The organism is Bordetella sp. H567, from assembly GCF_001704295.1.
In the GTDB taxonomy this organism is placed as follows: domain Bacteria; phylum Pseudomonadota; class Gammaproteobacteria; order Burkholderiales; family Burkholderiaceae_B; genus Bordetella_C.
In genome coordinates this window covers 4523584-4544455 of the sequence record NZ_CP012334.1, presented here as the reverse complement: position 1 = coordinate 4544455, position 20872 = coordinate 4523584, and the positions used below count along the sequence as shown (strand labels likewise).

Below are 20872 nucleotides of genomic sequence, written 5' to 3'. Positions count from 1 at the left end.
CGGCGCGCCCGGGAACGAGGCAGACGGGAAGCGCGATGCGGGGGGACGGCGGATGCGGCTCCTCCTGGAGCCGCATCGCCGCCATATCAGTGTGCCTCGGGCGGCAGCGGCAGCGGCTCGCCGGCGCCGGTACGTTCGACGATCAGCCGGTAGTGCTGCGGGCTGCGGTGCTTGGCGAAATTGAAGACATGCTGGCGGAAGGTCGCGCCCAGGTCCAGGTCGATCTGCGCGGTGATGACCTCGTCTTCCTCGCCGCTGGCCCGCGCCACGATCTCGCCGGAGGGCGCCACGATCATGGAGCTGCCGATCATGTGGAAGCCGTCTTCCGAGCCGCACTTCGCCGCGGCGCCGATCCACACCGCGTTCTGGTAAGCGCTGGCCTGCAGCACGATCTCGTGGTGGAAAGTCCGCAGGTGGACGGGTTCATTCCAGTGGATGTTCCACGACGGCGTGTTGTAGCCCAGCACGATCAGTTCGGCGCTCTGCAGCGACATCGCGCGCCACGTTTCCGGCCAGCGGCGATCGTTGCAGATGCACATGCCGACGTTGATGTCCTGCGTATTCCATACCGGGAAGCCGAGGTCGCCGACCTGGAAGAATTTCTTTTCCAGATGCTGGAAGGGGGCGTCCGGCTTGTGGTCGTCATGGCCGGGCAGGTGCACCTTGCGATATTTGCCGACCACCTTGGCACTGCGGTCCACCAGGACGGCGGTATTGAAGCGGCGGCCATCGGGCGTGAGTTCGGCATAGCCCAGGTAGAAGCCCACCCGCAGTTCGCGCGCGGCGTCGAACAGCGGCTGCACGTCGGCATTGGGCATGGCGCGTTCGAAATAGCGTTCGACGGCCTCCGCTTCGGTCATCCAATAGCGCGGGAAGAAGGTGGTCAAGGCCAGCTCGGGAAAGACCACGAAGGTGGCCTGGCGCGCGGCGGCTTCGCGCAGCATGTCGACCAGTCGCTTGACCACGGCCTGGCGCGTGTCGGCCAGGTGGACGGGCCCCATCTGGGCAACGGCCAGTCCGAATTTGCGGGCGCGGGATGTCTGGGTCATGGTGCAGGGCTCCGGAAGGGGTGGGGGCCATGCGCGGCCCATGGCCGCGCATGAGGGACGTGATTCACAGGGAACGTGCGCATGATGCGCGAAGGTGGCGGCGCGGGGAACCCGCGGCGGCGCGTGCCCGGCCGCGGCGCAACATCGGGTTCGGTGGCGTAAGTTCATGATACGAAAGGGATAGTTTGTCCGCACACCCGGCCGGCGTACCCGCGGACATAACGCCGCCTTATAGGCGCCGTACAAATCTCGATGGCGTCGGGGCAAGGCCACCCATGCCGCATGGCGTCGGGCCGTACCCGGGAGCGTGGTGGCCGTCAGGTCCGGGTAGCGCCGGACGCCCCGGGCATGGCGTGAGGCCCCCGCGCGGTGCGGCTACTCGCTGCGCTGGTAGCGCTGGTCTGGCCCGGAATGGTAGTGGGTGACCCGGTCGCCCCGTGGGCCGAGATACACGTACATCACCGAGTGCCACCGTCCACTGAGCACGTAGTAGTACGACCAGATCACTTCATACTTGTCGCCCAGTCCCACCGCGCCCACCTGGGCGGGCGGCCCGAATTCGCACCGCACGGCCTCGGGCGTCCAGTCGCCCTGGCGCAGGCGCTCGAAGTGTTCGGGCGACATCAGGGCTTCCATGCGCACCGCGCGGCCTTGCGCGTCCAGGTCCGTGCCCCATGCATAGCTGCCCGAAGGCAGTTGCGACCAGATCACCCGGCGCGTGCCGTCGGGGCGGGTGCAGGTATAAGTCGGGGCGCCGTAGCGCGATTGCATATCCGCCAGGGACATACCCCGCGGCGCGTCGGCGATATTGGCGCAGCCGGCCAGCAGGCCGGCGATGAACAGGGGGGCGGCGCGGGCACGCAAGGACGGGCGGATCATGGCGGTTTCCTGCAGAGTGCCGAAGGGGAGATGGCCGGGCCGCGCTCCGGTGGCCGTGGCGCGGGGGGAAGAAACTCGGTGTCGCGGCTCGAGCTTAACGCCGGCCCCGGTCATCTCGCCATCCGTTTTTTGGGTTTGTTCCTGCCGGTGGCCCGCCTCCATGCCGGGCGTGCGAGGCGGGCACGCCGCCGCGCCGGCCTACACGCAGGCCGCAATCACGCGGTGCCGAACAGGCCGCCGGACTGCGCCAGGCGCACGCAGGCGTGGAGCACCAGCCCGATGAGGCCGCCGACCAGCATGCCGTTGAAGCGGATGTACTGCAGGTCGCGGCCTATGCTCAGTTCCAGTTCATCGACGAACTGGCGCTCGTCCCAGTTACGGACGGTTTGCGCGATGTGGTCCGTGATGCCTTGGCGCAGGCCGGCTGCCAGGCGCTCCGCGCCGGCCAGCACGTGCTGGTTGATGGCGTCGCGCAGTGCCGGCTCCGCGCCCAGGTTGCGGCCCAGGGCCGTGAGCGTTTGCGCAAGGTGCCGGCCCAGGGCCGAATCGCCGCTGGACAGATCGCGCCGCAGGGCGCTGCGCACCTCTTCCCAGATGCCCTGCACGTACTCGCGCACCTGCTCATGCGCGATGACGCGTTCCTTGATCTGTTCCACCTGGCGCTGCAGATCCGGATCGTCGCGCAGCCGCGCGACATAACCGCCCAGCCAGGCTTCGTAGTCGCGCCGCAGCGGGTGGTCCGGCTGCGCGAGCACGTCGTGCAGTTCGTCCAGCAACGCCCGCGCGAGGCGATCGGCCAGGGTATCCGCAATGTCGTCCACCGGTTTGACCAGGTTCAGGGCCTTGGCCATGCGCGGCCATTCCTTGCGGGCGTACTTCACCATCAGCGCGGACGCGCGTTCCTTCACCTGTTCGCCTTGCAGATACGCCGCCAGGCGGTTCAGCGCTTCGTCGAGCAGTGCATGATGGCGGCCATCCCGGGCCAGGAGGTCGAACAGTTCACCGGCGGTCTGCGCCGCGTTCCACTCGCGCAGGCGCCGCACCACGAAGCCATGGATGCCGTCGCGCACCGCCTGTTCATCCAGCAGCTCCATCGCGTGCAGCGCCCAGGTGCGGGCCGTATCAGCCACCACCCGTGCCTGGCGCGGATCGCTCAGCCACTGGCCCAGGCGCGCCGCCGGATCGAAGACGCGCAGCCGTTCCAGCAGCGACACAGGGTCCAGGAAGTGGTCGCGCACGAAAACCGCCAGGTTGTCCGCGATGCGTGCCTTGTTGGCCGGGATGATGGCCGTGTGCGGAATCGGCAGTCCCAGGGGCCGGCGAAACAACGCCACCACCGCGAACCAGTCCGCCAGCGCGCCTATCGTCGCCGCTTCGCAGAAGGCGCGTATCCAGGCCCACACGCCGTGGCCACCCATCGCGTAACTGACCGCCACGCCGGCCAGTGTCGCGGCCAGCGACGCCATGGCCAGGGATTTCATGCGACGCAAGGATGTCCGGCGGGGATCGGCTGACAAAAACGGGTCTCCAGGCTGGGTGCAACGCGGTTCGGCGCAACGCGCAATGGGTATCGCGGGAAAGCGCCATGCGTCCGGTGGGAACGCGCAACGCGGCATCTATGGGCGATGGTGCCAATGCGGTTAGTATCTCTCAGGATGTGTAACGCGCCATCGGCGCGTGCAAGCAACGGTCCCGCGCGGCGCCGGCGGGCGAGGCGGGCAGCGGGCGGACGCGCGCGCAAGCGCCGCCGCATTACGGGAGACAGGCATGAAAGTCGCGGTCATGGGTGCCGGCGCGGTCGGCTGCTACTTCGGGGCCATGCTGGCCCGCGCCGGCCACGAGGTCGCATTGATTGGCCGTCCGGCCCACGTGGAAGCCATCCGGTCCAAGGGGCTGTACCTGGACACCCGGACGTTCCAGGCCTACGTGCCCATGCGGGCCGATACCGAGCCCGGCGCGGCCGGCGGCGCCGACGCCGTCCTCTTCTGCGTGAAGTCCGCCGACACGGAAAGCGCCGGCCGCGCGCTGGCGCCCCACCTGGGGGCCGACACCCTGGTGCTCAGCCTGCAGAATGGCGTGGACAATGCCGAGCGCCTGCAGGCCATCCTGCCGCAGACGGTCGTCCCCGCCGTGGTGTATGTCGCCACGGAAATGGCCGGTCCCGGCCACGTCAGGCATCACGGGCGAGGCGAACTGGTCATCGGCGCATCGGCCGGCAGCCGGCGCTTCGCCGACGCTTGCGAGGCGGCCGGCGTGCCCGTCGACATCTCCGACAACGTCATTGGGGCGCTGTGGGCCAAGCTGATCGTCAACTGCGCCTACAACGCGCTGTCGGCCATCGCGCGCATGCCCTACGGCGATCTGTACCAAGCGCCCGGCGTGCAGCAGGTCATGCGCGACGTCGTGCATGAATGCCTGGCCGTCGCCCAGGCCGAAGGGGTGGATGTGCCCGGCGACAGCTGGGCCGCCGTGCTGAAGATCGTCGAAACCATGCCGACCCAGTTCTCGTCCACGGCCCAGGACATGGCGCGCGGCAAGCCCACCGAGATCGACTACCTGAACGGCTACATCGAGCGCAAGGGGCGTGAGCGCGCGATCGCCACACCGGTCAATCGCACGCTGCACGCCCTGGTCACGCTGCTGGAAAGCCGCGCGGGCGCCTCCTAGCGTTAACAGGCCCCTGGCGGCGTCCAACCGGCGCCGCCCGCGGCCCGAGACGATCAGCCGAACAGCTTGGACGCCGTGCGCGCGACCAGGGCGCCCTGGTGCCGGGCGCCTTCCAGGTCGATGGCGCTGGGCTGGCGCGAGCCGTCGCCGCCGGCGATGGTGGTCGCGCCATACGGCGCGCCGCCGACAACCTGCTCCATGTTCATCTGGCCTTGGTGGCTGTAGGGCAGGCCCACCACCACCATGCCCAGGTGCATCAGGTTGGTGATGATGGAAAACAGCGTCGTTTCCTGGCCGCCGTGCTGCGTGGCCGTCGAAGCGAAGGCAGCGCCGACCTTGCCGTTCAGCGCGCCGCGGGCCCACAGGCCGCCGGTCTGGTCCAGGAACGCCGCCATCTGCGAGGACATCCGTCCGTAGCGCGTGCCGGTGCCGATGATGATCGCGTCGTAGTTTTCCAGCTCCGCGGGCGTCGCCACGGGGGCCGGCTGGTCCAGCTTGAAGTGCGCACCCTTGGCCATCTCTTCGGGCACCGTTTCCGGCACCCGCTTGACGTCGACCTGGGCGCCTTCGCCGCGCGCGCCTTCCGCGATGGCATACGCCATCTGCTCGATATGTCCGTAGGAGGAATAGTAGAGAACGAGAACCTTAGCCATTGCGTATCCTTGCCGTTGATCGATGGTCGGCGGCCCGGGCGGTCCACCGTTGCGGCAAGATTAACGGGCGTTCTCTATGTAAAGAAGCCTATATATTTCGATGGAATCGATCCATGCCATGGATGGATCGGGGCCGGGAAACGGCCCAGGCGTGGGGGCGAGGAAAGCGGCGCCCGGGCGGCGAAGACTAGCGCGCGCTGGCGCAGCGCGCCCGCGCCGCGTCCAGGCTGACGGCGGCCGCCCGCAGTCGCGCGGACTGCTCGCCGCGCTCCTGCGGCAACTTGCCCGACGCGAAGGCCAGCACGACGTTGTCCGGCATATTGGACACGTAGGTCTGGCCCACGCAGGCGCAATAGCCGTCCCAGCCGCTGGCGGACTTCGGCGCGTAGGGATCCAGCTGCGGCTTGCGATCCAACAGCGAGCGGCATTGCTGGACGTTGCCGGGCACCAGTTTCTGCCGCATGGCGGTCAGGCTCCCCGCCGCTTGCGTGGCGGCGTGGGCATCGCCCGGCCAGCCCAGCACCGCGCCGGCGAGCACGCAGCCCCCCAGGCCCGCGAGCAGGCGCAGAAAGCCCTTGGATACCAGGCGATGGGAATCGCCATCCGGAATATGGCTGAGCATCATGGTCATGACTCAAGTTGCGGCGAGCGCGATGGGACGACGGCTGACGTATTGTGGACACGATGACGGCCGCAACAAACCGCAAATAAGCCGGCATATCGGCCGCTGATCGGGCTTAACGGCCTGCCATCGCAGGGTAACGTTCAGGGTGGAATAGCTTGCGCACCCGCGGGCTCGCGGGCAGACGGCGCCGTCGTCCACGGCGTGTGGACGGATGGGCGGCGCAGCCATGGGCCGCATGCCGGCCACGGCCGGTCCGTGCCGGCGGACACGGGACAGGGAGGAAAGAATGTTCGGTTTCATCACGGGCCGGCTGTCTGGCGCGCGGCGGCCTGATGTCGGCGACGCCGGCGAACTGGCCGCGCTTCATCGCGCGCAAGCCGTCATCGAATTCGATCTGGACGGCAACGTCCTCCAGGCCAACGACAACTTCCTGTCGCTCTTCGGCTACGGCATCGAAGAAGTACAGGGCGGGCACCACCGCATGTTCGTCGGCCGGGCCGAAGGCGCATCGCCCGCGTATGCGCGATTCTGGGAACAGCTCACACAAGGCGCTTTCCAGAGCGGTCGCTACAAGCGCTACGCGCGAGACGGCAGCTGTATCTGGCTCCAGGCCAGCTATACGCCCGTCTTCGATCGCCATGGCCGGCCCGTCAAGGTCGTGAAGATCGCCAGCGACGTGACGGCCGATCAGCGTCGCAGCGACGATGCCGCCGGCCAGCTTGCCGCCATTTCCAAGGTCCAGGCCATCATCGAATTCGAACTGGACGGCACTATCATCCGGGCGAACCGGCTGTTCCTGGACGCCCTGGGCTACGAGGAGGACGAAGTGGCGGGACGCCACCACAGTATGTTCGTGCTGCCCGAGGAAAGGCAATCGCCCGCCTACCAGGAGTTCTGGCGCCGCCTGGCTGCCGGCGTGCATGACACCGGCAAATACCTGCGCATCGGCAAGGGCGGCCGCGAAGTGTGGATCGATGCCAGCTACAACCCTATCCTGGACGGCGAGGGCCGGCCTTTCAAGGTGGTCAAGTTCGCTACCGACATCACCCGCCGCGTCGTTGCCGCGCAGCAGCTGGGCGAAGCGGTGCAAGGTCTGACGGAGAACGCCGAGCGTGCTTCCCAGGCCAATGCGCTGGCGCTGGAAGCGGCCAACGTCGCGGAGGCGGGCGGCCGGACGGTGCGCGAGGTCGTGCAAACCATGGGCGCCATCACGGAAAGTTCGCGCCGTATCGCCGACATCAACGGCGTGATGGATGGCGTGGCCTTCCAGACGAACATCCTGGCGCTGAACGCCGCTGTCGAAGCGGCCCGCGCGGGTAGCCATGGCAAGGGCTTCGCCGTCGTCGCGGCGGAGGTGCGCAACCTGGCGCAACATAGCGCGGCCGCGGCCAAGGAAATCAAGACCCTGATCCAGGCATCCGTCCAGCAGATCGAGCAGGGAGCGGCCCTGGTACAGTCGGCCGGCGGCACGATGGAGGATATCGTTGCCTCGTCGCGGCGCGTCACCGGCATCATGGCCGAAGTCGTCGACGTCTCCCTGTCGCAGTCGCGTACGCTGGGCGCCGTCACCGACACCCTGACGGAGCGTTAGCGCCCGCCGCGCCGCATGCCGCCGCGGCGGCCCGCGGATACAATGCCTCCAGGCTATCGCGCCCGCCAACAGGAGGCCATCATGTCGTACATGCTGCTTATCGTCGAGCCGCGCGGCCAGCGCGCCCAGCGCACCGAAGCCGAAGGCCGCCAGGTCTACGACCAAATGCGCCGCTTCGCCGGGGAGCTGCAATCGCGGGGCAAGCTGATTGCCTGCGAATCGCTCGCGGGCGATAGCGAAGGTACCCGTGTCCAGGTGCGCGAAGGGCGGCAGCGTCTGACCGACGGGCCCTTCGCGGAAGCCAAGGAAATGGTGGGCGGGTTTTTCCTGCTGGATTGCGAGACCCGCGAGGAAGCCCTGGCCATCGCGGCGGAGTGCCCGGCGGCCGCCTGGTGCACCGTCGAGGTCCGCCGCACGGCGCCCTGCTACGAATAGGTTCGCCGTCGTGCCGGCCCCCGCTCCCCGCCTGGGGTTTTCCCCCACGCCGCCGCCCGGCTGTCGAAAGCCCCGCGCGGCGCCCGTCGTACAGGCATGGGCCGCGCCGCGGCCGCGATGTGCGACGGGAGGCCTCCATGCGATTTCCATCCATGCGGATCCGGCGGGTAGCGGGACGGAGGCGCCATGAATCCGGCGGCCACGCACGCGGCCATCGATGCCGTATGGCGCCGCGAAGCCGCCAAGGTCATCGCCGGCGTGGCCCGGCTGGTGCGGGACGTCGGTCTGGCGGAAGACTACGCCCAGGATGCGCTGGTCGCCGCGCTGGAACATTGGCCGCGCACCGGCGTGCCGGATAACCCGGGGGCCTGGCTCATGACGACGGCCAAGCACCGGGCGCTGGACCGCCTGCGCCAGGACGCGCTGCATGCGCGCAAGCAGGAACAGCTGGCACAGGACATGGATGCGCTGGAAACCAGCGTCGAACCCGATTTCGTCGACGCGCTGGATGCCGCGCGCCAGGACGATATCGGCGACGACCTGCTGCGGCTGGTCTTCACGGCCTGTCACCCCGTGCTGTCCATGGATGCCCGCGTGGCGCTCACCTTGCGGCTGCTGTGCGGCCTGACCACGGACGAGATCGCGCGCGCATTCCTGGTCGGCGAGCCCACCATCGCGCAGCGCATCGTGCGAGCCAAGCGGACGCTGTCCAAGGCGAACGTTCCCTTCGAGGTGCCGCCGGCGCATCTGCGCGCGCAACGGCTGGCGTCGGTGCTGGAAGTGATCTATCTGGTCTTCAATGAAGGCTATGCCGCGACGGCCGGCGATGACTGGATGCGCCCCGCGCTATGCCAGGAAGCCATCCGGCTGGGTGGTGTGCTGGCCGGCCTGGCGCCCGGCGAAAGCGAAGTGCACGGCCTGGTGGCCCTGATGGAACTGCAGGCCTCGCGCCTGCATGCGCGGGTGGATGCGCAGGGAGCGCCAGTGCTGTTGGCGGACCAGGATCGCGGCCGCTGGGACCGGGAGCAGATTCGTCGCGGGCTGGATGCGTTGGCGCGGGCGGAAGCCCTGGGCGGCCAGGGGCCCTACGTATTGCAGGCGGCGCTGGCGGCGTGCCATGCGCGGGCGCCGACGGCGGACGCAACCGATTGGGCGCGCATCGTGGCGCTGTACGACCTTCTGATGCAGCGCGCGCCCTCGCCGGTAGTGGCCTTGAACCGGGCGGTCGCGGTAAGCATGGCGCAGGGGCCTGCCGAGGCCCTGCCGCTGGTGCAAGCGCTGGGTGAGGAGCCTGCCTTGCGCAAGTATCCGTGGCTACCCAGCGTGCGCGGCGACTTGCTGGCCCGCTTGGGCCGCAAGGCGCAGGCGCGCGCGGCTTTCGAGGAAGCCGCCGCCATGACCCGCAACACGCGCGACCGCGACATGCTGCTGGCGCGGGCGCGGGCACTGGACGACGGCCAGTAGGATCAGTGGCCGGTGGAGTCGCCGCGGCGGCTGGTCTCGAACAGGAACCAGGTGCGCTGTTCGGTCTCGTCGATCCAGTTCTCGATCAGGCTGGCCGTGGCGATGTCGCGATGCTCGTCACACAGGTCATGCACTTCGCGCATGAACGACGTCAGGCTCTTGTTGTCCTCCTGCAGCTCGGCCAGCATGTCCAGCGCCTGCACGTAGTCCGCATCGTTGTCCAGCAGGCGCTGCATGCGGGCGATATGGCCGATGGACTTCAGCGTCGGGCCGCCCAGCTTGCGGATGCGCTCGGCGATCGGGTCGGTCATCGCGAAGATCTCGGTCGCCTGTTCGTCCAGCAGCAGGTGATAGTCGCGGAAGTGCGGGCCGCTGACGTGCCAATGGAAGTTCTTGGTCTTCATATAAAGGGCGAAGACGTCCGCCAGCAGGCGATTCAGCGCGCCGCTGATATCGCGCGTACCTTCGGACGAGATATCCGACGGGGTCGCCAAAGGCGCCATGCGGCGTTTTTCGAGGCTGCCTTTCTTGGTCGAGTTCTTCGAGTTGCTTGCGGGTTTCTTCATGGGTATCACCTGGGAGAAGCCGTCTGGGAAGTTCCCATCCGGGCGGAGGGACCAAGCGGCAGTCTAGCTCAGGTTTCGGACGCGGAGGGCGCCGTCTTGCGTGCGCGCCGCGGCCGCGCGGCGGTCTTGCGCGCTGTCGCGGGTTTGCTCGAAGCGGCGTCGGCGGGTGCGTCCGGCTGGCTCGCCATGGCGGGCGCGGCTTGCTCGGTGCCGTGCGGCGGCGCCGGCAAGGACGCGTCCGTGGCCGATGCCGGGGGCGATGCATCCGTGGTCCGCGCACGCGAGCCGCCTCGCCTCGATGCGCCGCGCCGGGATGTGCCGGGCGTCCTGTCGGCCACGGCCGCTGCCTGTTCCGGCAGTGCGTCGGCGGGCATGTCCACCGGAGATCCGGACGGTGTGCCGATGGTGGATGCGGACGGTGTCCCGGCGGTGGGCTCGACCGGCGTCCCGGTGGCGAAGGCTGCTTCGAAGGATCCCTCCGGGGCTGTTTCTCCCTGGCCTGCGGGCAATGCCGGCGCGGCCGGCCGCGCGCGGCGGCGGCTGCCGCGCTTGGGTTTGTCGTGCTGCGCATGGCCGGCGGCGTCCGGCGCCGGTGAGGCCGCGGTCATGGCGGTATCGGGCGTTTCCCGCGGCTCCAGCGTCCTGGCATCGCCGCCGACGCCGTCGCGGGACGGCGCCGCGCGATCTCCCGCGCCTGCATTCGAGCGGTACACGTACGTGCCCGACTTTTCATCGCGCCCCACCTCGAGCAGGCCGCGCGCCTGGGCTTCTTCCAGCAGGTTGCCGAATGCGCGAAAGCCGTAGTACGACTCGTTGAAGTCCGGCTTGCGGCGCTTGATGGCGTCCTTCAGCGCCGATGCCCAGATCTTGCCGGTGTCGCCGCGTTCCGCGACCAGGGCATCGAAGGTCTCGACCGCGATATCGATGGCCTGGCTCCTGCGGGCATCGGCGTCTTCCTTGCGGCGGCGGTCGTCGCCCCCGCCGCGCCGTCCGCCCGCGGCGCCGTCCCGGCCGGCCTGGCGGGACGCCGATCGCGCGTTTTCGCGGACAAGGTCGTCGTAGAAAATGAACTCATCGCAATTGGCGATCAGCAGGTCCGAGGTGGAATGTTTCACCCCCACACCGATCACATGCTTGTCGTTTTCGCGCAGCTTTGATACCAGCGGCGAAAAATCCGAGTCGCCGCTGATGATCACGAAGGTATTGACGTGGGACTTGGTGTAGCAAAGGTCCAGCGCATCCACCACGAGGCGGATGTCGGCGGAATTCTTGCCGGACTGGCGCACGTGCGGGATTTCGATGAGTTCGAAATTCGCTTCATGCATCGGCGCCTTGAAGGCCTTGTAGCGATCCCAGTCGCAATAGGCCTTCTTGATGACGATGCTGCCCTTCAGCAGCAGCCGTTCCAGCACCATGCGGATGTCGAACTTCTCGTAGTTGGCGTCGCGCACGCCCAGCGCGACGTTTTCGAAATCGCAGAACAGCGCCATGCTGACGTTGTCGTGGGAAGAGATCATCAAGGCTCCAGTGGAATGCGTAAGGACCATCCTTGGCGATGGCCTCGGCCTACTGCCCGAACGCCAGGCGCAGCGCGTGGTCGTGGATGTCGGCCGGCCATGATGCCATGTGCCGGGACATGGCGCGGGCATCGTCGGCGAACAGGGCGCGCGCCGCTTCCTCGAAGCCCGCCATATCGCCGGCCATGGCGGACATGAACCGATATGCCGCTTCGCGCATCCCGCGTTCGCGGGCGCGGCGGTCGCGCATGCCGGCTTCGACGAGCTTGCGTAGCGCGACCGACGCGCCGCCCGGCTGCGCGTTCAGCCATTCCCAGTGCCGCGGCAACAGGGTGACTTCGCGTGCGATCACGCCCAGGCGCGGCCGGCCGCGGCCGCGCGGCCCGTTCGAAGCGGGGGCATCGCCGGCGGACGGGATGGACGCATCGCCGGCCGGGACGGCGGCATCGTCCGGCGTGGGCGGCGCGGCGACGGCCTCCCTGGCCGAGTTGCCGGCCGTCGCGGCTTCCATGGCCGCATGGGCGCGCGCGAGCCGCGCCAGCACATCCTCGCGGCTGCCCCGGATATCGATGTCAACGACGCGGCCCGTCAGGTCATCGAAGGTCAGCACATCGCCTTGCCGGCCGGACGGCGCATCCTCGAGCGCGGCCTTCACGGCCAGCGCCACGTCGGCAAGGGGACCGGCCGCCAGGCGGCGATGGCCGTCGAAGGCGGTACATGGGGTTTGGACGGTAAGTGTCATGATGCGTCGGCCAGCCCGGCACGGGGCGCGGTCGGGCTAGGCCAGGATGTGGGAAGGTCGAAACGGGCACAATTTTACCCGGATTAAAATTATCCGTCCACGGGACCCATAGGTCTCGCCGCCTCGCGCGGTCCACGGCGGTCAAGGATCGATGGACGCGCGGGCCCGGCGCATGCGCGAGATCGCCTCGTACTTCGGCGGGAATGTCCCCGGGTAGGGCAGGGGCGCGGTCCCGAAGCCCCGCCGTCAGCTGGCATAACACTGAATTTTTATGGAATCCCGGGGGCGCCGCCCCGTTCCCCCGCCGCCCGAAACGGCTTGAAACGACGGCAATATGGCGGCATGGAATTCGCTCGCCGGAAATCAGTCGAAGTGAGTAGAGTAATGATCATATCTCCCGAGGCACTGCACCCGGGGGACCTGGGAGCACGCAAGATGAAAGCGTTTACCTTACGAATCGCTGTCGCGGCCCTCGCCATCGCGACGGCTGCCGGCGTTGCGCCGCCGGCGATGGCGGGTGGCTATCACGGCGGCGGCGGCGGATGGCACGGCGGCGGCAGCGGATGGCATGGCGGCGGCAGCGGCTGGCATGGCGGCGGCTGGCATGGCGGCGGCTGGCACCACGGGGGATATTGCTGCAGTTCGTCCGCCGGCTGGTGGATAGGCGGCGCGCTGGCGCTGGGCGCGGCGGGCGCGATCATCGCCGCGAACTCCGGTCCTTCCGTGGTCTACACCACACCGGTGTATGCCGCGCCACCCGTGGTCTACGGCGCACCGGTATACGGTGCTCCGGTGTATGCGGCGCCCCCCGTGGCCTATACCTCGCCGCCCGTGTATGCGCCGCCCCCGGCGCCGACCGGCAATCTGATCGCTTATCCGGCGCGCGGCCAGACCCAGGCGCAGCAGACCCGAGACCGCAGCGAATGCCAAGGCTGGGCCATGAACCAGAGCGGCTACGATCCGGCACATCCCAACGAATGGACCACCGGCGTGATGGTGGATTCCTATAACCGCGCGATGTCCGCCTGCATGACCGGACGGGGATACTCCGTCAGCTGAGCCGCGGCGCCGCGCATGGCGCGGCGCCCCTGGCCTTGGGTCCGGACCTGGAGAGCCGCCCGCGTCGGCTGGCACCGGCGCTGCTGCGTACCCGGCATGCGCGCATCCAGGCCTGGGTGCCGTGGCCGAAGCCCGTCATTCCACCTTGCCGATCTTGCGCACCGCCTCCGTCATCTTCGCGGCGTCGGCATCCCAGTACTGCTGGAATTGCGGCGCATCCAGGTAAAGCACGGGGCTGCCCGCCTGCTGGATGGTGTCGCGCACCTTCGGATCCTTGGCCGCGGCTTCCGCCGCCGCACGCAGTTTCTGGACGATGGGCTCCGGGGTGGCCGCCGGCACGAACAGCCCGGACCATTGCGCGAACGTGACGTCATAGCCCAGTTCCTTGAGCGTGGGTACGTCCGGCAGCGCCGCCAGCCGCGTGTCGCCCCACGTGGCCAGCGCCCGCACCTTGCCCGCCTGGATGTACTGCAATACCGACGCCGGGCCGGTCGACAGGGCTTGTACCTGCCCGCCCAGCAGCGCGACGATGGCGGGCCCCGCACCGCCGTAGGGAACGTGCAATACCTTGATGCCCGCGGCGCTGTGCAACATCTCCATCGGAACGTGCATGGTGCCGTAGTTGCCCGACGAGCCATAGGTCAAGGGCGTGGCGTCCGGCCGGCGCAGGTCATCGATGAGTTCCCGCGCGGTCTTCCACGGACTATCGGCGCGCACCACCAGGACGGTGGGGTCGGCGGTAAAACGCGCGATGGGCTTGAACTGCTTGAGCTGATACATCGGCGGACGGCCCAGTATGCGGTCGGCTTCCGGGATGATCGAGATGGACGACAGCGCCATCAGCACGGTATAGCCGTCGGGTTCGGCGCGCGCCACCACGCCCATGCCCAGTCCGCCGCCCGCGCCGGCGCGGTTCTCCACCACCACCGACTGCTTCAGGACGCGGCTCATCGCATCGGCTACCGGCCGCGCGACCGTATCGGCCACGCCGCCCGGCGGAAACGGCACGATCATGGTGACGGGTTTGGCGGGCCAGCCGTTCTGGGCCTGGCAGAGGGAGGCGGCGCACAGCGCCACTGCGGCCGCGGCCGCCTTGAAGGTCGATCCCATTTGTCTTCTCCGGTTTTGTTGTGTTTCTGCGCGCCAAGTCTAGTCCTTGGCTTGGCGTTTTTCCATCGCCGGCACGCAGCCACGGAATGCGCCGCATCCTTCGCGTGTATCGCGCCGATAGGATCATTGAATCGCCGCGATAGAAGCATTTTCCTTCCGGGGGAACCTGACTTCTCCTATCCTGTCCATCCATAAATACCGGACAACACGTCGCCGGTATGACCTGGATCAAGGAGTAGCGGTTATGAACGAGCTTTTCAAGGGATTGATAGGTGCCGAGCTGACTTTGCTGGGTGTTCCCAACCAGGCTTTACCGCCGAGCGTCGCGGCCCAGCCTGAGCGCAGGCTGCCCCGCATCGACCCGCGTGGCGATGCAGCCGCCGCCGGCGCCATTCAGCCGTTCGACAGCTCCGCCAGCCAAGGGACCGGTGTCGAATTCAGCGAAAGCCATTACCGCATCGCCGCGGGCTGATACGCCCATGCGCGCCGCCGTGGTCATCCGCGCCGCGGCTTCATCGTTAACACGCCCTAGCGCCGCGGCCCCGTCATGATGGGGCGCGGCGCGGCTTCCTCCAGGGGCTCGGCGTCCGGCACTTCGATACGCAAATCGGTGCGCGCCCGCCCCACGCAGGGCAGGATCCAGCCCTCTTCCATTTCCTCCGCCGTCAGGCCCGGCCGGCCGCCGGGATAGGCGACTTCCCCCTCGATCAGAAAACACATGCACGTGCGGCACGTGCCGTTGCGGCATGACGCCGGCAGCCGGATGGCGGCGCGCGCGGCGGCGGCCACCAGTGCTTCGTCCGCACCGGCGTCGAAGCGCCAGTTTGCCGGCACCAGCGTCACGGAATAGGGGCCCGGGGTATCGCTCATGCGTTGGATTCTAGGGCAAATGGATTTCGGCCCCGGCCCGCGCTACACTTTGGATTCCTTTCGGTTATCGATTGCATAACTCGGGTTCATGGATCTTTCGCTGCGCGACCTTTCGTACTTCCTGGCGGTCGTGACCCACGGTCACCTGGGGCGCGCGGCATCGGCCTGCGCGGTCACCCAGCCTGCCCTGTCGAAGTCCCTCAAGCGGCTTGAAGACGAGACCGGCCTGGCCTTGTTCGACCGGGCGGGGCGCGCCATACGCCCGACGTCGGCGGGCTTGGCCTTCGCCGAGCATGCGCGCAAGGTCGTCAACCAATACGAAGACGCGGTACGCCATGCCGAAGGCCTGCGCGCCGGCGGCGGCGGACTGCTGCGCCTGGGCGCCACGGCCGCGACCATGGACACCGTCGTCATGCCCGCCCTGGAAGCGCTACTGCCGGCGCAGCCCGGCCTGCGCGTCGTGCTCACCTTGGGACTGTCCGACGAGCTGCCCGATCTCGTGGAACGCGGCGATCTCGATCTGGCCGTTGCACCGTCGGACGGCACGCGGGGTGGCGTGCTGCGCCAGGATGCGATGGGCCACGACGTGCTGCGGCTGGTGGCCGGCCGGCGCCATCCACTGTTCAAGCGCGCCGCCATTTCGCTGGCGGACCTGGCGGATCGGGGCTGGATACTGCCCAAGCGCACATCGGTGGCGCGCCAGCGGCTGGATGCGGCGTTCGCGCGCGCGGACCAGCCGCTGCCGCGCGCCGTGCTGGAGGTGGACTTCATTTCGGCGGGAGTATTGAAGCTGGTGGCCGGCACCGACTTGCTGACGGTCGCGCCCGCGTCCCTGCTGGAAGACACCGCCCAGGCCGGCGTGGCGGCGCTGCCCGTCGATGCGGCCTTGCCGCTGAAGCGCGATATCTCGCTGCTCAGCCGGCGGCAGGCGGTCTGGTCGCCGATGATGAAGGCCTTTCGCGCGGTGCTGAAGAACCGGTCATAGATCGAAGGTGGTGCCGCAGGGGCGGCGCCGCAAAAAAACATTCGTGGAAAAAGGACAGAGACATGGCGGTGCACTTCCTCGATAAATTGGACAGGGAAGGACGCAGCGTTGCCGATTACCTGCGCGGCATCGTGCTGGCCGTCGCCGCGGGCATCCTGGGCGCGCTGGCCGCGCATGTCTTCCGCTGGTGCCTGGAGCACGCATCGGCAGGGCTGTTCGGCACGGATGCCGACATTACCGAGGTCTTCGCCAGCCTGCCCTGGTACGCGCGCATCGCCTTGCCCACGGCCGGTGGCGCCATCGCGGCGCTGTTCCTGGCGCAGGCGCAGCGCCGCGAGAAGCGGGCGGGCGTGGTGTCCGAATACCTGGAGACCATCGACGGCAAGATGGCGCGCATCCCGGTGCTGCCCTCGTTGCTGCGCTGCGTGTCCTCTTTCTTCTCCATCGTGTCAGGCGGCTCCATCGGCAAGGAAGGCGCCATGGTGCAGCTGTCCGCGACCGCTGGCTCCGCCTTCTGTGCGCGCCTGCTGCCCAGTGTGCGGGGCGCGGATTTCCGGCTGGCCGTCGCGATGGCCGCCACGGGCGGCTTGACGGCGGTGTATCACACGCCGCTGGCGGCCGCGATTTTCGTCGCGGAGATCGCCTTCGGTTCGCTCGAACTGCGCCGCATCGGCTATCTCTTCACGGCGGCCGTCGCATCCACGTGGATGACCAGCGTGATGGGACAGTTCAATCCCTTGTACGACCTGCCGCCCTATGCCTTCGGCGTCACGGGAAGCGGCGTGCTGGCTGCCCTCGCGCTGGGACTGGTGGCGGGCACGGTGGGGTCGGCCTTCCTGTGGATCACGCGCCTGGCCCGCAAGCTGTTCGCGCGTGCCTTTCCCTCCGTGGTGCTGCGCATGGGCGTGGGCGGCTTGATCGTCGGCATGGTCACGCTGGTGGCGCCCGACGTCACGGGCAACGGGTTCGCGCCCATCGCGCGCATGCTGGACGGCCATCCGCTGGCCACCTCGCTATTGCTACTGCTGGCGCTGAAAGTGCTGGCGACCGCGGCCACCGTCGGCTCCGGCGCCATCGGCGGGCTGTTCACCCCGTCGCTGCTGATCGGCGCCCTGGCTGGCGGGGTCTGTGCGCCCGCCGCCGCGCACATCTTTGGCCTGCAGGACGGCGTGGTGCTGTTGGGGGTGCTGGGCATGGCGGCATCGCTGGCGGCCACGACGCAGGCGCCCTTGATGTCCACGCTGATGGTGTTCGAGATGACGCGCGAACCCTCCTTCGTCTTTCCGCTGATGATCGCGACGGCCGCGGCCTATGCCGTATCCATGTTGTTCCGCCTGACCGGTACCTACGAGGTCATCGCGCGCCACCGTGCGCGCGATGAACGCCGCAGCTTTCTTGCCGACGCGACCGCGGGCGGCATGATGCGGCCAACGGGCTTGCTGGCGCCGGTCTCCGCCACGCTGGAGGACGCGCTGAAGATCGGCCTGAAGCAGCGTAATCGCTTCGTTTTCCTGGTCGACGATGCCCAGCGCTTTCTCGGGGCAGTATGGGTGAACGACCTGATGGCGCGCGTCAACGCGGGAGAGGGCGGCGACGCGACGCTCACGCGGATGGCGACGACGGATTTCCCGGTGGTGTATGCCGGGCAGCGCCTGCTGGATGTCTGGCAGACGGTGGTGGAATCGCCCGCCGAACGCACCCCGGTGCTGAGCGATCGCGACGAACGCCGCGTGGTGGGCATGCTGCAGAAAAGCGAGCTGTTGAAGCAGGCGCGCAACCTGTTCGCCTAGGGCCTGCTGAGGCGGTTCGGGTCCAGGACCGGTCCGCCTGCGCGGCGGGATCACGCGCGCCTGAACCAGCCGGCGGGCGATAACAAGCGGCGCGTCCAGCGCTGCCGGGCGCGCCGCACGTTGCCGGGATAATCCTGCTGCGACGCCTTGGGCAGCGCGCCAAACGGCTCCGTGCGATAGTGCTCGGGACGATATCCCGCGTCCAGGGCTTCCTGGTAATAGCGGTCGAACAGGGCGGTGAGATCGGCGCGGGGATGATCGCGCACGGGGCCGTCGTACCAGTGTTCTCCGCCCTCCGCGCGCCGCCGCGCCAGCGCATGGCGATGGCTGAACTGCGTGCTCATGTCGGAATAATGCAGGATCCCGATTTCCGACGCGGCGCAGCCCTCGCCGTCGACGCAGTTGTAGCGCGTGTCCAATGGCTGGATCAGCCGCGGATGGCGCGAGAAATACTGCTTGAGGCGGCGGTGGGCCTTGGGATCGGCGCGCATCTCCTGCAGCGCCGGCAGATGGTGCCGGGCGCGCGCGCAATCCCACAGCGTGACGCAGTACAGCCATTCGTTGCCATTCCGGCGCGCCGCCATCACCGCATCTTCGGCCATGGGCATCGTCCACACCCGTGCGATGTCGTCCAGCACCAGCATGTCGGCATCCATGTACAAGGCGCGGCCCTGGTAGTCCATGCAGGCCGGCAGGCTCCAGCGCAGTGCCGAGAACGGCGTGGACCAGGTCTCGGTGCGCCAGCCCTGGCCCGTGGCGGGATCGCAGAACCAGGGGCTGCCGGGATCGCGCGTCAATCGCATCCAATGGATATGCACGGGCAGCGAGGCATGCTTGCGCAGGCTGTACTCCAGCACCATCATCTGTTCCAGATCCCCGTTGTTGGGATCGCAGCCGACAAAAATCTCCATCGCGTCCTGCATTTGAGCTTCCTCCAGCGTGTCATTCGAACGAGACATCTCTTATCGGGAGCCCCGCCTTGCCGCCGACGGGGAACTGCTCTGTACCGGCATCTTGCCCTTCGTCCCACGCGCCTCGTGGGGCGTTTCCACGGTGGCCTCCACGACTGCCGCCCTGGATGGGCACAGAGGTTGCGCGGCCCCGAGCGCGGGCCTCGCATCGAAGGAGATAACCGTGAAATATTGGATACGCGTGGGAATGTCAATATTTTTCCTGGCCACTGTTGCAACCGCGCACGGGGAAGGGCTGGATCGCGGCGATGCACAATTCATGGTCCGGGCGGCGCAGGCGGACGCGTTCGAGGTTCAGGCCAGCGAATGGGCGCTCCGCAACGCCGAGAACGATGAGGTCAAGCGCTATGCGCGCACGATGATTGACGGCCATGCCGCCATGGCGGACCAGCTCAAGGCCTTGGCCGCCGCCAAGGGCGTCGCACTGCCCGCCGATATGTCCGATAGCCAGGCGCGTACGCTCAAGTCCTTGCAGGGCGAGACCGGCACGCGCTTCGACAGGCGATATGCCGACGACGTCGCGATCGCGGCGCACAATGACGCGGTAGCGCTTTTCGTGGATGCCGCAGAGCACGCCAAGGATCCGGAGGTGAAGGCCTATGCGCAGCAGGGCCTGCCCAGCCTGAAATCACACCTGGACGCCGGTATGGCCTTGCGCAAGACGCTGGCGGCCAGCGGCAAGGCCAGCCCGGAGGAAAGCGTGCCGGCGGGTGCCGCTCCCGGCACGGTATCGCCGGCTTCGCGGGAGGCGCCCCCCAGCCTGCTGCCCGGCGACCGGGGCGCGCCCCGGCCGTAGCGCCGACACGGGGGCGCATATAAAAAGCGCGCCGCAAGTGCGGCGCGCTTCGATTCATTCTTGCCGGCGCGGCGTGAAACCCGGTGGTCCATCCGCGCGCGAGCTCCCTCACGGCAGTCACGGCACTCAGGGCGGCACGGCCAGCTCCTCGAGCGCGCGGATTCCGTCCAGCGCGGCGTCGGTAGGCGTGCGGAACACGAATTGGGACTGGATCACCTGAGGTACCGCCGTCTTACCCGTATCGACGACTTCGACTTCCCAGCGGAAACCCCCCTGCATGGTGGGCGCCAACCACAGCGTCGCCCTGGAGCTGGGGGTTTCCTTAGTCAGGATTTTCATCGCATTCCTATCCCCGCCGGCGTCCCGGTGTCATGCCAGATGTGCCACGGTGGCGATCTCTTCCTTGCGTTGCTGCAGTTTCTTGGCGATATCACGCAGGTCGACATTCAGCACCACCAGCTTGGGAAAGAGTTCGCCTTCCTCTTCCTCGATGTGGTGGCCGATGTATTCGCCCAGGACCGACACGCGGGCATGGAACAGCGGGTCATCGCTGGTCATACCCTGGATCTGCGCGATAAGGTTGCGCGCGACACCATGCTCGACCACGGCCTTGTCCAGCAGGCGGCCGAAAGCGGCGGGATTCTGCGCGCGCAGGAATGGGTAGAACAGTTCTTCTTCGATCTGGGCCAGCACGGTCAAGGTCATGCACGCCTCGTGCGCAATCGCCTCGCGGATCTCCGGATCAGCCGTCTTCCCGAAGTCCTTGAAGAGCTTCTTGACCGCGCAATGACCGTCCAACATCAAGGTCAGGGCGTCGCGCTGCGCGAGAGGGATTTCCGCCTTATTCATACTGGTTCTCCTTGTCCACGGGGATGCCGCAATGGCGCGGCGCGGCATCTAAGCAAGCACCGTGCCCGGAGACCTGTCCCTGTCTACCTTTTCTTGCCTGAGCGGTTGTCCACGGGTGGGGCGCCGGGTGTCTGGCGCCCAGGATCGGCGACGTCCCTGGCGTCCACGCCGGGCGGAAATGTCTTCTCCGCCGCGGAGTTAGGATCGATCGGACGGTTCTGCAGCGAGCGGGCGGGCGGGTCCTCGCGGGCACC

The 20872-nt window shown here is 68.1% G+C and carries 22 protein-coding genes; 9 read left to right on the top strand and 13 right to left on the bottom strand.

The window, feature by feature from the left end:
* Positions 1-86 precede the first annotated feature (86 nt).
* The 3 genes from AKI39_RS20400 to AKI39_RS20390 all read right to left on the bottom strand — a co-directional run bounded on the left by AKI39_RS20400 (position 87) and on the right by AKI39_RS20390 (position 3409).
* Positions 87-1049 (bottom strand): N-carbamoyl-D-amino-acid hydrolase, encoded by a 963-nt coding sequence (locus AKI39_RS20400; protein WP_066640244.1) that lies wholly within the window; start codon positions 1047-1049, stop codon positions 87-89.
* 375 nt (positions 1050-1424) lie between these two features.
* On the bottom strand, positions 1425-1928 hold the full coding sequence (locus AKI39_RS20395) for a hypothetical protein (RefSeq protein WP_066640242.1): 504 nt from the start codon (positions 1926-1928) through the stop codon (positions 1425-1427).
* Positions 1929-2143: 215 nt separating this feature from the next.
* Complete coding sequence (locus tag AKI39_RS20390; protein WP_066640239.1) at positions 2144-3409, bottom strand: DUF445 domain-containing protein; 1266 nt, start codon at positions 3407-3409, stop codon at positions 2144-2146.
* A 286-nt stretch (positions 3410-3695) separates the two neighbouring features.
* Between AKI39_RS20390 and AKI39_RS20385 the strand changes: the two genes are divergently transcribed.
* Positions 3696-4595, top strand: a complete 900-nt coding sequence (locus tag AKI39_RS20385; RefSeq protein WP_066640236.1) for a ketopantoate reductase family protein — start codon at positions 3696-3698, stop codon at positions 4593-4595.
* A 53-nt stretch (positions 4596-4648) separates the two neighbouring features.
* Here the strand turns inward: AKI39_RS20385 and wrbA are convergent, their stop codons facing one another.
* On the bottom strand, positions 4649-5248 hold the full coding sequence (wrbA, locus tag AKI39_RS20380) for an NAD(P)H:quinone oxidoreductase (RefSeq protein ID WP_066640234.1): 600 nt from the start codon (positions 5246-5248) through the stop codon (positions 4649-4651).
* Positions 5249-5435: 187 nt separating this feature from the next.
* Positions 5436-5873, bottom strand: a complete 438-nt coding sequence (locus tag AKI39_RS20375) for a hypothetical protein (RefSeq protein WP_145925333.1) — start codon at positions 5871-5873, stop codon at positions 5436-5438.
* Between the two features lie 286 nt (positions 5874-6159).
* Here AKI39_RS20375 and AKI39_RS20370 point away from each other — a divergent pair, with 286 nt between their 5' ends.
* The 3 genes from AKI39_RS20370 to AKI39_RS20360 all read left to right on the top strand — a co-directional run bounded on the left by AKI39_RS20370 (position 6160) and on the right by AKI39_RS20360 (position 9363).
* Entirely contained in the window at positions 6160-7464 is a 1305-nt protein-coding gene (locus tag AKI39_RS20370; protein ID WP_066640229.1) for a methyl-accepting chemotaxis protein, read from the top strand.
* 81 nt (positions 7465-7545) lie between these two features.
* Positions 7546-7899 (top strand): YciI family protein, encoded by a 354-nt coding sequence (locus tag AKI39_RS25595; protein WP_066643441.1) that lies wholly within the window; start codon positions 7546-7548, stop codon positions 7897-7899.
* Between the two features lie 186 nt (positions 7900-8085).
* On the top strand, positions 8086-9363 hold the full coding sequence (locus tag AKI39_RS20360) for an RNA polymerase sigma factor (RefSeq protein WP_066640227.1): 1278 nt from the start codon (positions 8086-8088) through the stop codon (positions 9361-9363).
* A 2-nt stretch (positions 9364-9365) separates the two neighbouring features.
* Here the strand turns inward: AKI39_RS20360 and AKI39_RS20355 are convergent, their stop codons facing one another.
* From AKI39_RS20355 to AKI39_RS20345, 3 genes are all read right to left on the bottom strand, one after another.
* Positions 9366-9929 (bottom strand): Dps family protein, encoded by a 564-nt coding sequence (locus AKI39_RS20355; RefSeq protein ID WP_066640224.1) that lies wholly within the window; start codon positions 9927-9929, stop codon positions 9366-9368.
* A gap of 68 nt (positions 9930-9997) precedes the next feature.
* Positions 9998-11446 (bottom strand): NYN domain-containing protein, encoded by a 1449-nt coding sequence (locus tag AKI39_RS20350; RefSeq protein ID WP_066640221.1) that lies wholly within the window; start codon positions 11444-11446, stop codon positions 9998-10000.
* Between the two features lie 49 nt (positions 11447-11495).
* Positions 11496-12188, bottom strand: coding sequence for a DUF2239 family protein (locus tag AKI39_RS20345; RefSeq protein ID WP_066640218.1), 693 nt, complete (start codon positions 12186-12188; stop codon positions 11496-11498).
* A 435-nt stretch (positions 12189-12623) separates the two neighbouring features.
* On the opposite strand from AKI39_RS20345, the gene AKI39_RS25765 reads away from it, so the two are divergent.
* Complete coding sequence (locus AKI39_RS25765) at positions 12624-13247, top strand: hypothetical protein (protein ID WP_066643439.1); 624 nt, start codon at positions 12624-12626, stop codon at positions 13245-13247.
* Between the two features lie 135 nt (positions 13248-13382).
* Here the strand turns inward: AKI39_RS25765 and AKI39_RS20335 are convergent, their stop codons facing one another.
* Entirely contained in the window at positions 13383-14357 is a 975-nt protein-coding gene (locus AKI39_RS20335; RefSeq protein WP_066640215.1) for a tripartite tricarboxylate transporter substrate binding protein, read from the bottom strand.
* Positions 14358-14601: 244 nt separating this feature from the next.
* Here AKI39_RS20335 and AKI39_RS20330 point away from each other — a divergent pair, with 244 nt between their 5' ends.
* A complete protein-coding gene (locus tag AKI39_RS20330) occupies positions 14602-14829 on the top strand; it encodes a hypothetical protein (RefSeq protein WP_066640212.1) in 228 nt (75 codons plus the stop codon).
* Positions 14830-14885: 56 nt separating this feature from the next.
* Here AKI39_RS20330 and AKI39_RS20325 read toward each other — a convergent pair whose 3' ends face one another.
* Positions 14886-15227 carry a 2Fe-2S iron-sulfur cluster-binding protein gene (locus tag AKI39_RS20325; RefSeq protein WP_066640209.1) on the bottom strand — a complete coding sequence of 114 codons (342 nt, stop codon included), beginning with the start codon at positions 15225-15227 and terminating at the stop codon, positions 14886-14888.
* Positions 15228-15315: 88 nt separating this feature from the next.
* On the opposite strand from AKI39_RS20325, the gene AKI39_RS20320 reads away from it, so the two are divergent.
* Together AKI39_RS20320 and AKI39_RS20315 are read left to right on the top strand one after the other, a co-directional pair.
* Positions 15316-16212, top strand: coding sequence for a LysR family transcriptional regulator (locus AKI39_RS20320; RefSeq protein ID WP_066640207.1), 897 nt, complete (start codon positions 15316-15318; stop codon positions 16210-16212).
* 62 nt (positions 16213-16274) lie between these two features.
* Positions 16275-18002, top strand: coding sequence for a chloride channel protein (locus AKI39_RS20315; RefSeq protein WP_066640201.1), 1728 nt, complete (start codon positions 16275-16277; stop codon positions 18000-18002).
* A gap of 50 nt (positions 18003-18052) precedes the next feature.
* Here the strand turns inward: AKI39_RS20315 and AKI39_RS20310 are convergent, their stop codons facing one another.
* The gene (locus AKI39_RS20310) at positions 18053-18961 is read right to left on the bottom strand and encodes a glycosyl transferase (RefSeq protein ID WP_235610688.1); all 909 of its coding nucleotides are present in this window, start codon (positions 18959-18961) and stop codon (positions 18053-18055) included.
* 199 nt (positions 18962-19160) lie between these two features.
* Between AKI39_RS20310 and AKI39_RS20305 the strand changes: the two genes are divergently transcribed.
* Positions 19161-19769 carry a DUF4142 domain-containing protein gene (locus AKI39_RS20305; protein WP_066640195.1) on the top strand — a complete coding sequence of 203 codons (609 nt, stop codon included), beginning with the start codon at positions 19161-19163 and terminating at the stop codon, positions 19767-19769.
* Positions 19770-19895: 126 nt separating this feature from the next.
* Here the strand turns inward: AKI39_RS20305 and AKI39_RS20300 are convergent, their stop codons facing one another.
* Both AKI39_RS20300 and AKI39_RS20295 read right to left on the bottom strand, forming a co-directional pair.
* Positions 19896-20108, bottom strand: a complete 213-nt coding sequence (locus AKI39_RS20300; RefSeq protein WP_066640192.1) for a hypothetical protein — start codon at positions 20106-20108, stop codon at positions 19896-19898.
* Between the two features lie 30 nt (positions 20109-20138).
* A complete protein-coding gene (locus tag AKI39_RS20295; RefSeq protein ID WP_066640189.1) occupies positions 20139-20618 on the bottom strand; it encodes a hemerythrin domain-containing protein in 480 nt (159 codons plus the stop codon).
* Between the last annotated feature and the right edge of the window lie 254 nt (positions 20619-20872).

Coding starts and splice junctions, on each gene's coding strand:
- AKI39_RS20330 (WP_066640212.1), top strand. CDS start 14,602: ATGAACGAGCTTTTCAAGGGATTGATAGGTGCCGAGCTGACTTTGCTG.
- AKI39_RS20305 (WP_066640195.1), top strand. CDS start 19,161: ATGTCAATATTTTTCCTGGCCACTGTTGCAACCGCGCACGGGGAAGGG.
- AKI39_RS20310 (WP_235610688.1), bottom strand. CDS start 18,961: ATGTCTCGTTCGAATGACACGCTGGAGGAAGCTCAAATGCAGGACGCG.
- AKI39_RS20315 (WP_066640201.1), top strand. CDS start 16,275: ATGGCGGTGCACTTCCTCGATAAATTGGACAGGGAAGGACGCAGCGTT.
- AKI39_RS20345 (WP_066640218.1), bottom strand. CDS start 12,188: ATGACACTTACCGTCCAAACCCCATGTACCGCCTTCGACGGCCATCGC.
- AKI39_RS25595 (WP_066643441.1), top strand. CDS start 7,546: ATGTCGTACATGCTGCTTATCGTCGAGCCGCGCGGCCAGCGCGCCCAG.
- AKI39_RS20375 (WP_145925333.1), bottom strand. CDS start 5,873: ATGATGCTCAGCCATATTCCGGATGGCGATTCCCATCGCCTGGTATCC.
- AKI39_RS20335 (WP_066640215.1), bottom strand. CDS start 14,357: ATGGGATCGACCTTCAAGGCGGCCGCGGCCGCAGTGGCGCTGTGCGCC.
- AKI39_RS20320 (WP_066640207.1), top strand. CDS start 15,316: ATGGATCTTTCGCTGCGCGACCTTTCGTACTTCCTGGCGGTCGTGACC.
- AKI39_RS20395 (WP_066640242.1), bottom strand. CDS start 1,928: ATGATCCGCCCGTCCTTGCGTGCCCGCGCCGCCCCCCTGTTCATCGCC.
- AKI39_RS20390 (WP_066640239.1), bottom strand. CDS start 3,409: ATGAAATCCCTGGCCATGGCGTCGCTGGCCGCGACACTGGCCGGCGTG.
- AKI39_RS20295 (WP_066640189.1), bottom strand. CDS start 20,618: ATGAATAAGGCGGAAATCCCTCTCGCGCAGCGCGACGCCCTGACCTTG.
- AKI39_RS20350 (WP_066640221.1), bottom strand. CDS start 11,446: ATGATCTCTTCCCACGACAACGTCAGCATGGCGCTGTTCTGCGATTTC.
- AKI39_RS20325 (WP_066640209.1), bottom strand. CDS start 15,227: ATGAGCGATACCCCGGGCCCCTATTCCGTGACGCTGGTGCCGGCAAAC.
- AKI39_RS20300 (WP_066640192.1), bottom strand. CDS start 20,108: ATGAAAATCCTGACTAAGGAAACCCCCAGCTCCAGGGCGACGCTGTGG.
- wrbA (WP_066640234.1), bottom strand. CDS start 5,248: ATGGCTAAGGTTCTCGTTCTCTACTATTCCTCCTACGGACATATCGAG.
- AKI39_RS20360 (WP_066640227.1), top strand. CDS start 8,086: ATGAATCCGGCGGCCACGCACGCGGCCATCGATGCCGTATGGCGCCGC.
- AKI39_RS20385 (WP_066640236.1), top strand. CDS start 3,696: ATGAAAGTCGCGGTCATGGGTGCCGGCGCGGTCGGCTGCTACTTCGGG.
- AKI39_RS25765 (WP_066643439.1), top strand. CDS start 12,624: ATGAAAGCGTTTACCTTACGAATCGCTGTCGCGGCCCTCGCCATCGCG.
- AKI39_RS20400 (WP_066640244.1), bottom strand. CDS start 1,049: ATGACCCAGACATCCCGCGCCCGCAAATTCGGACTGGCCGTTGCCCAG.
- AKI39_RS20355 (WP_066640224.1), bottom strand. CDS start 9,929: ATGAAGAAACCCGCAAGCAACTCGAAGAACTCGACCAAGAAAGGCAGC.
- AKI39_RS20370 (WP_066640229.1), top strand. CDS start 6,160: ATGTTCGGTTTCATCACGGGCCGGCTGTCTGGCGCGCGGCGGCCTGAT.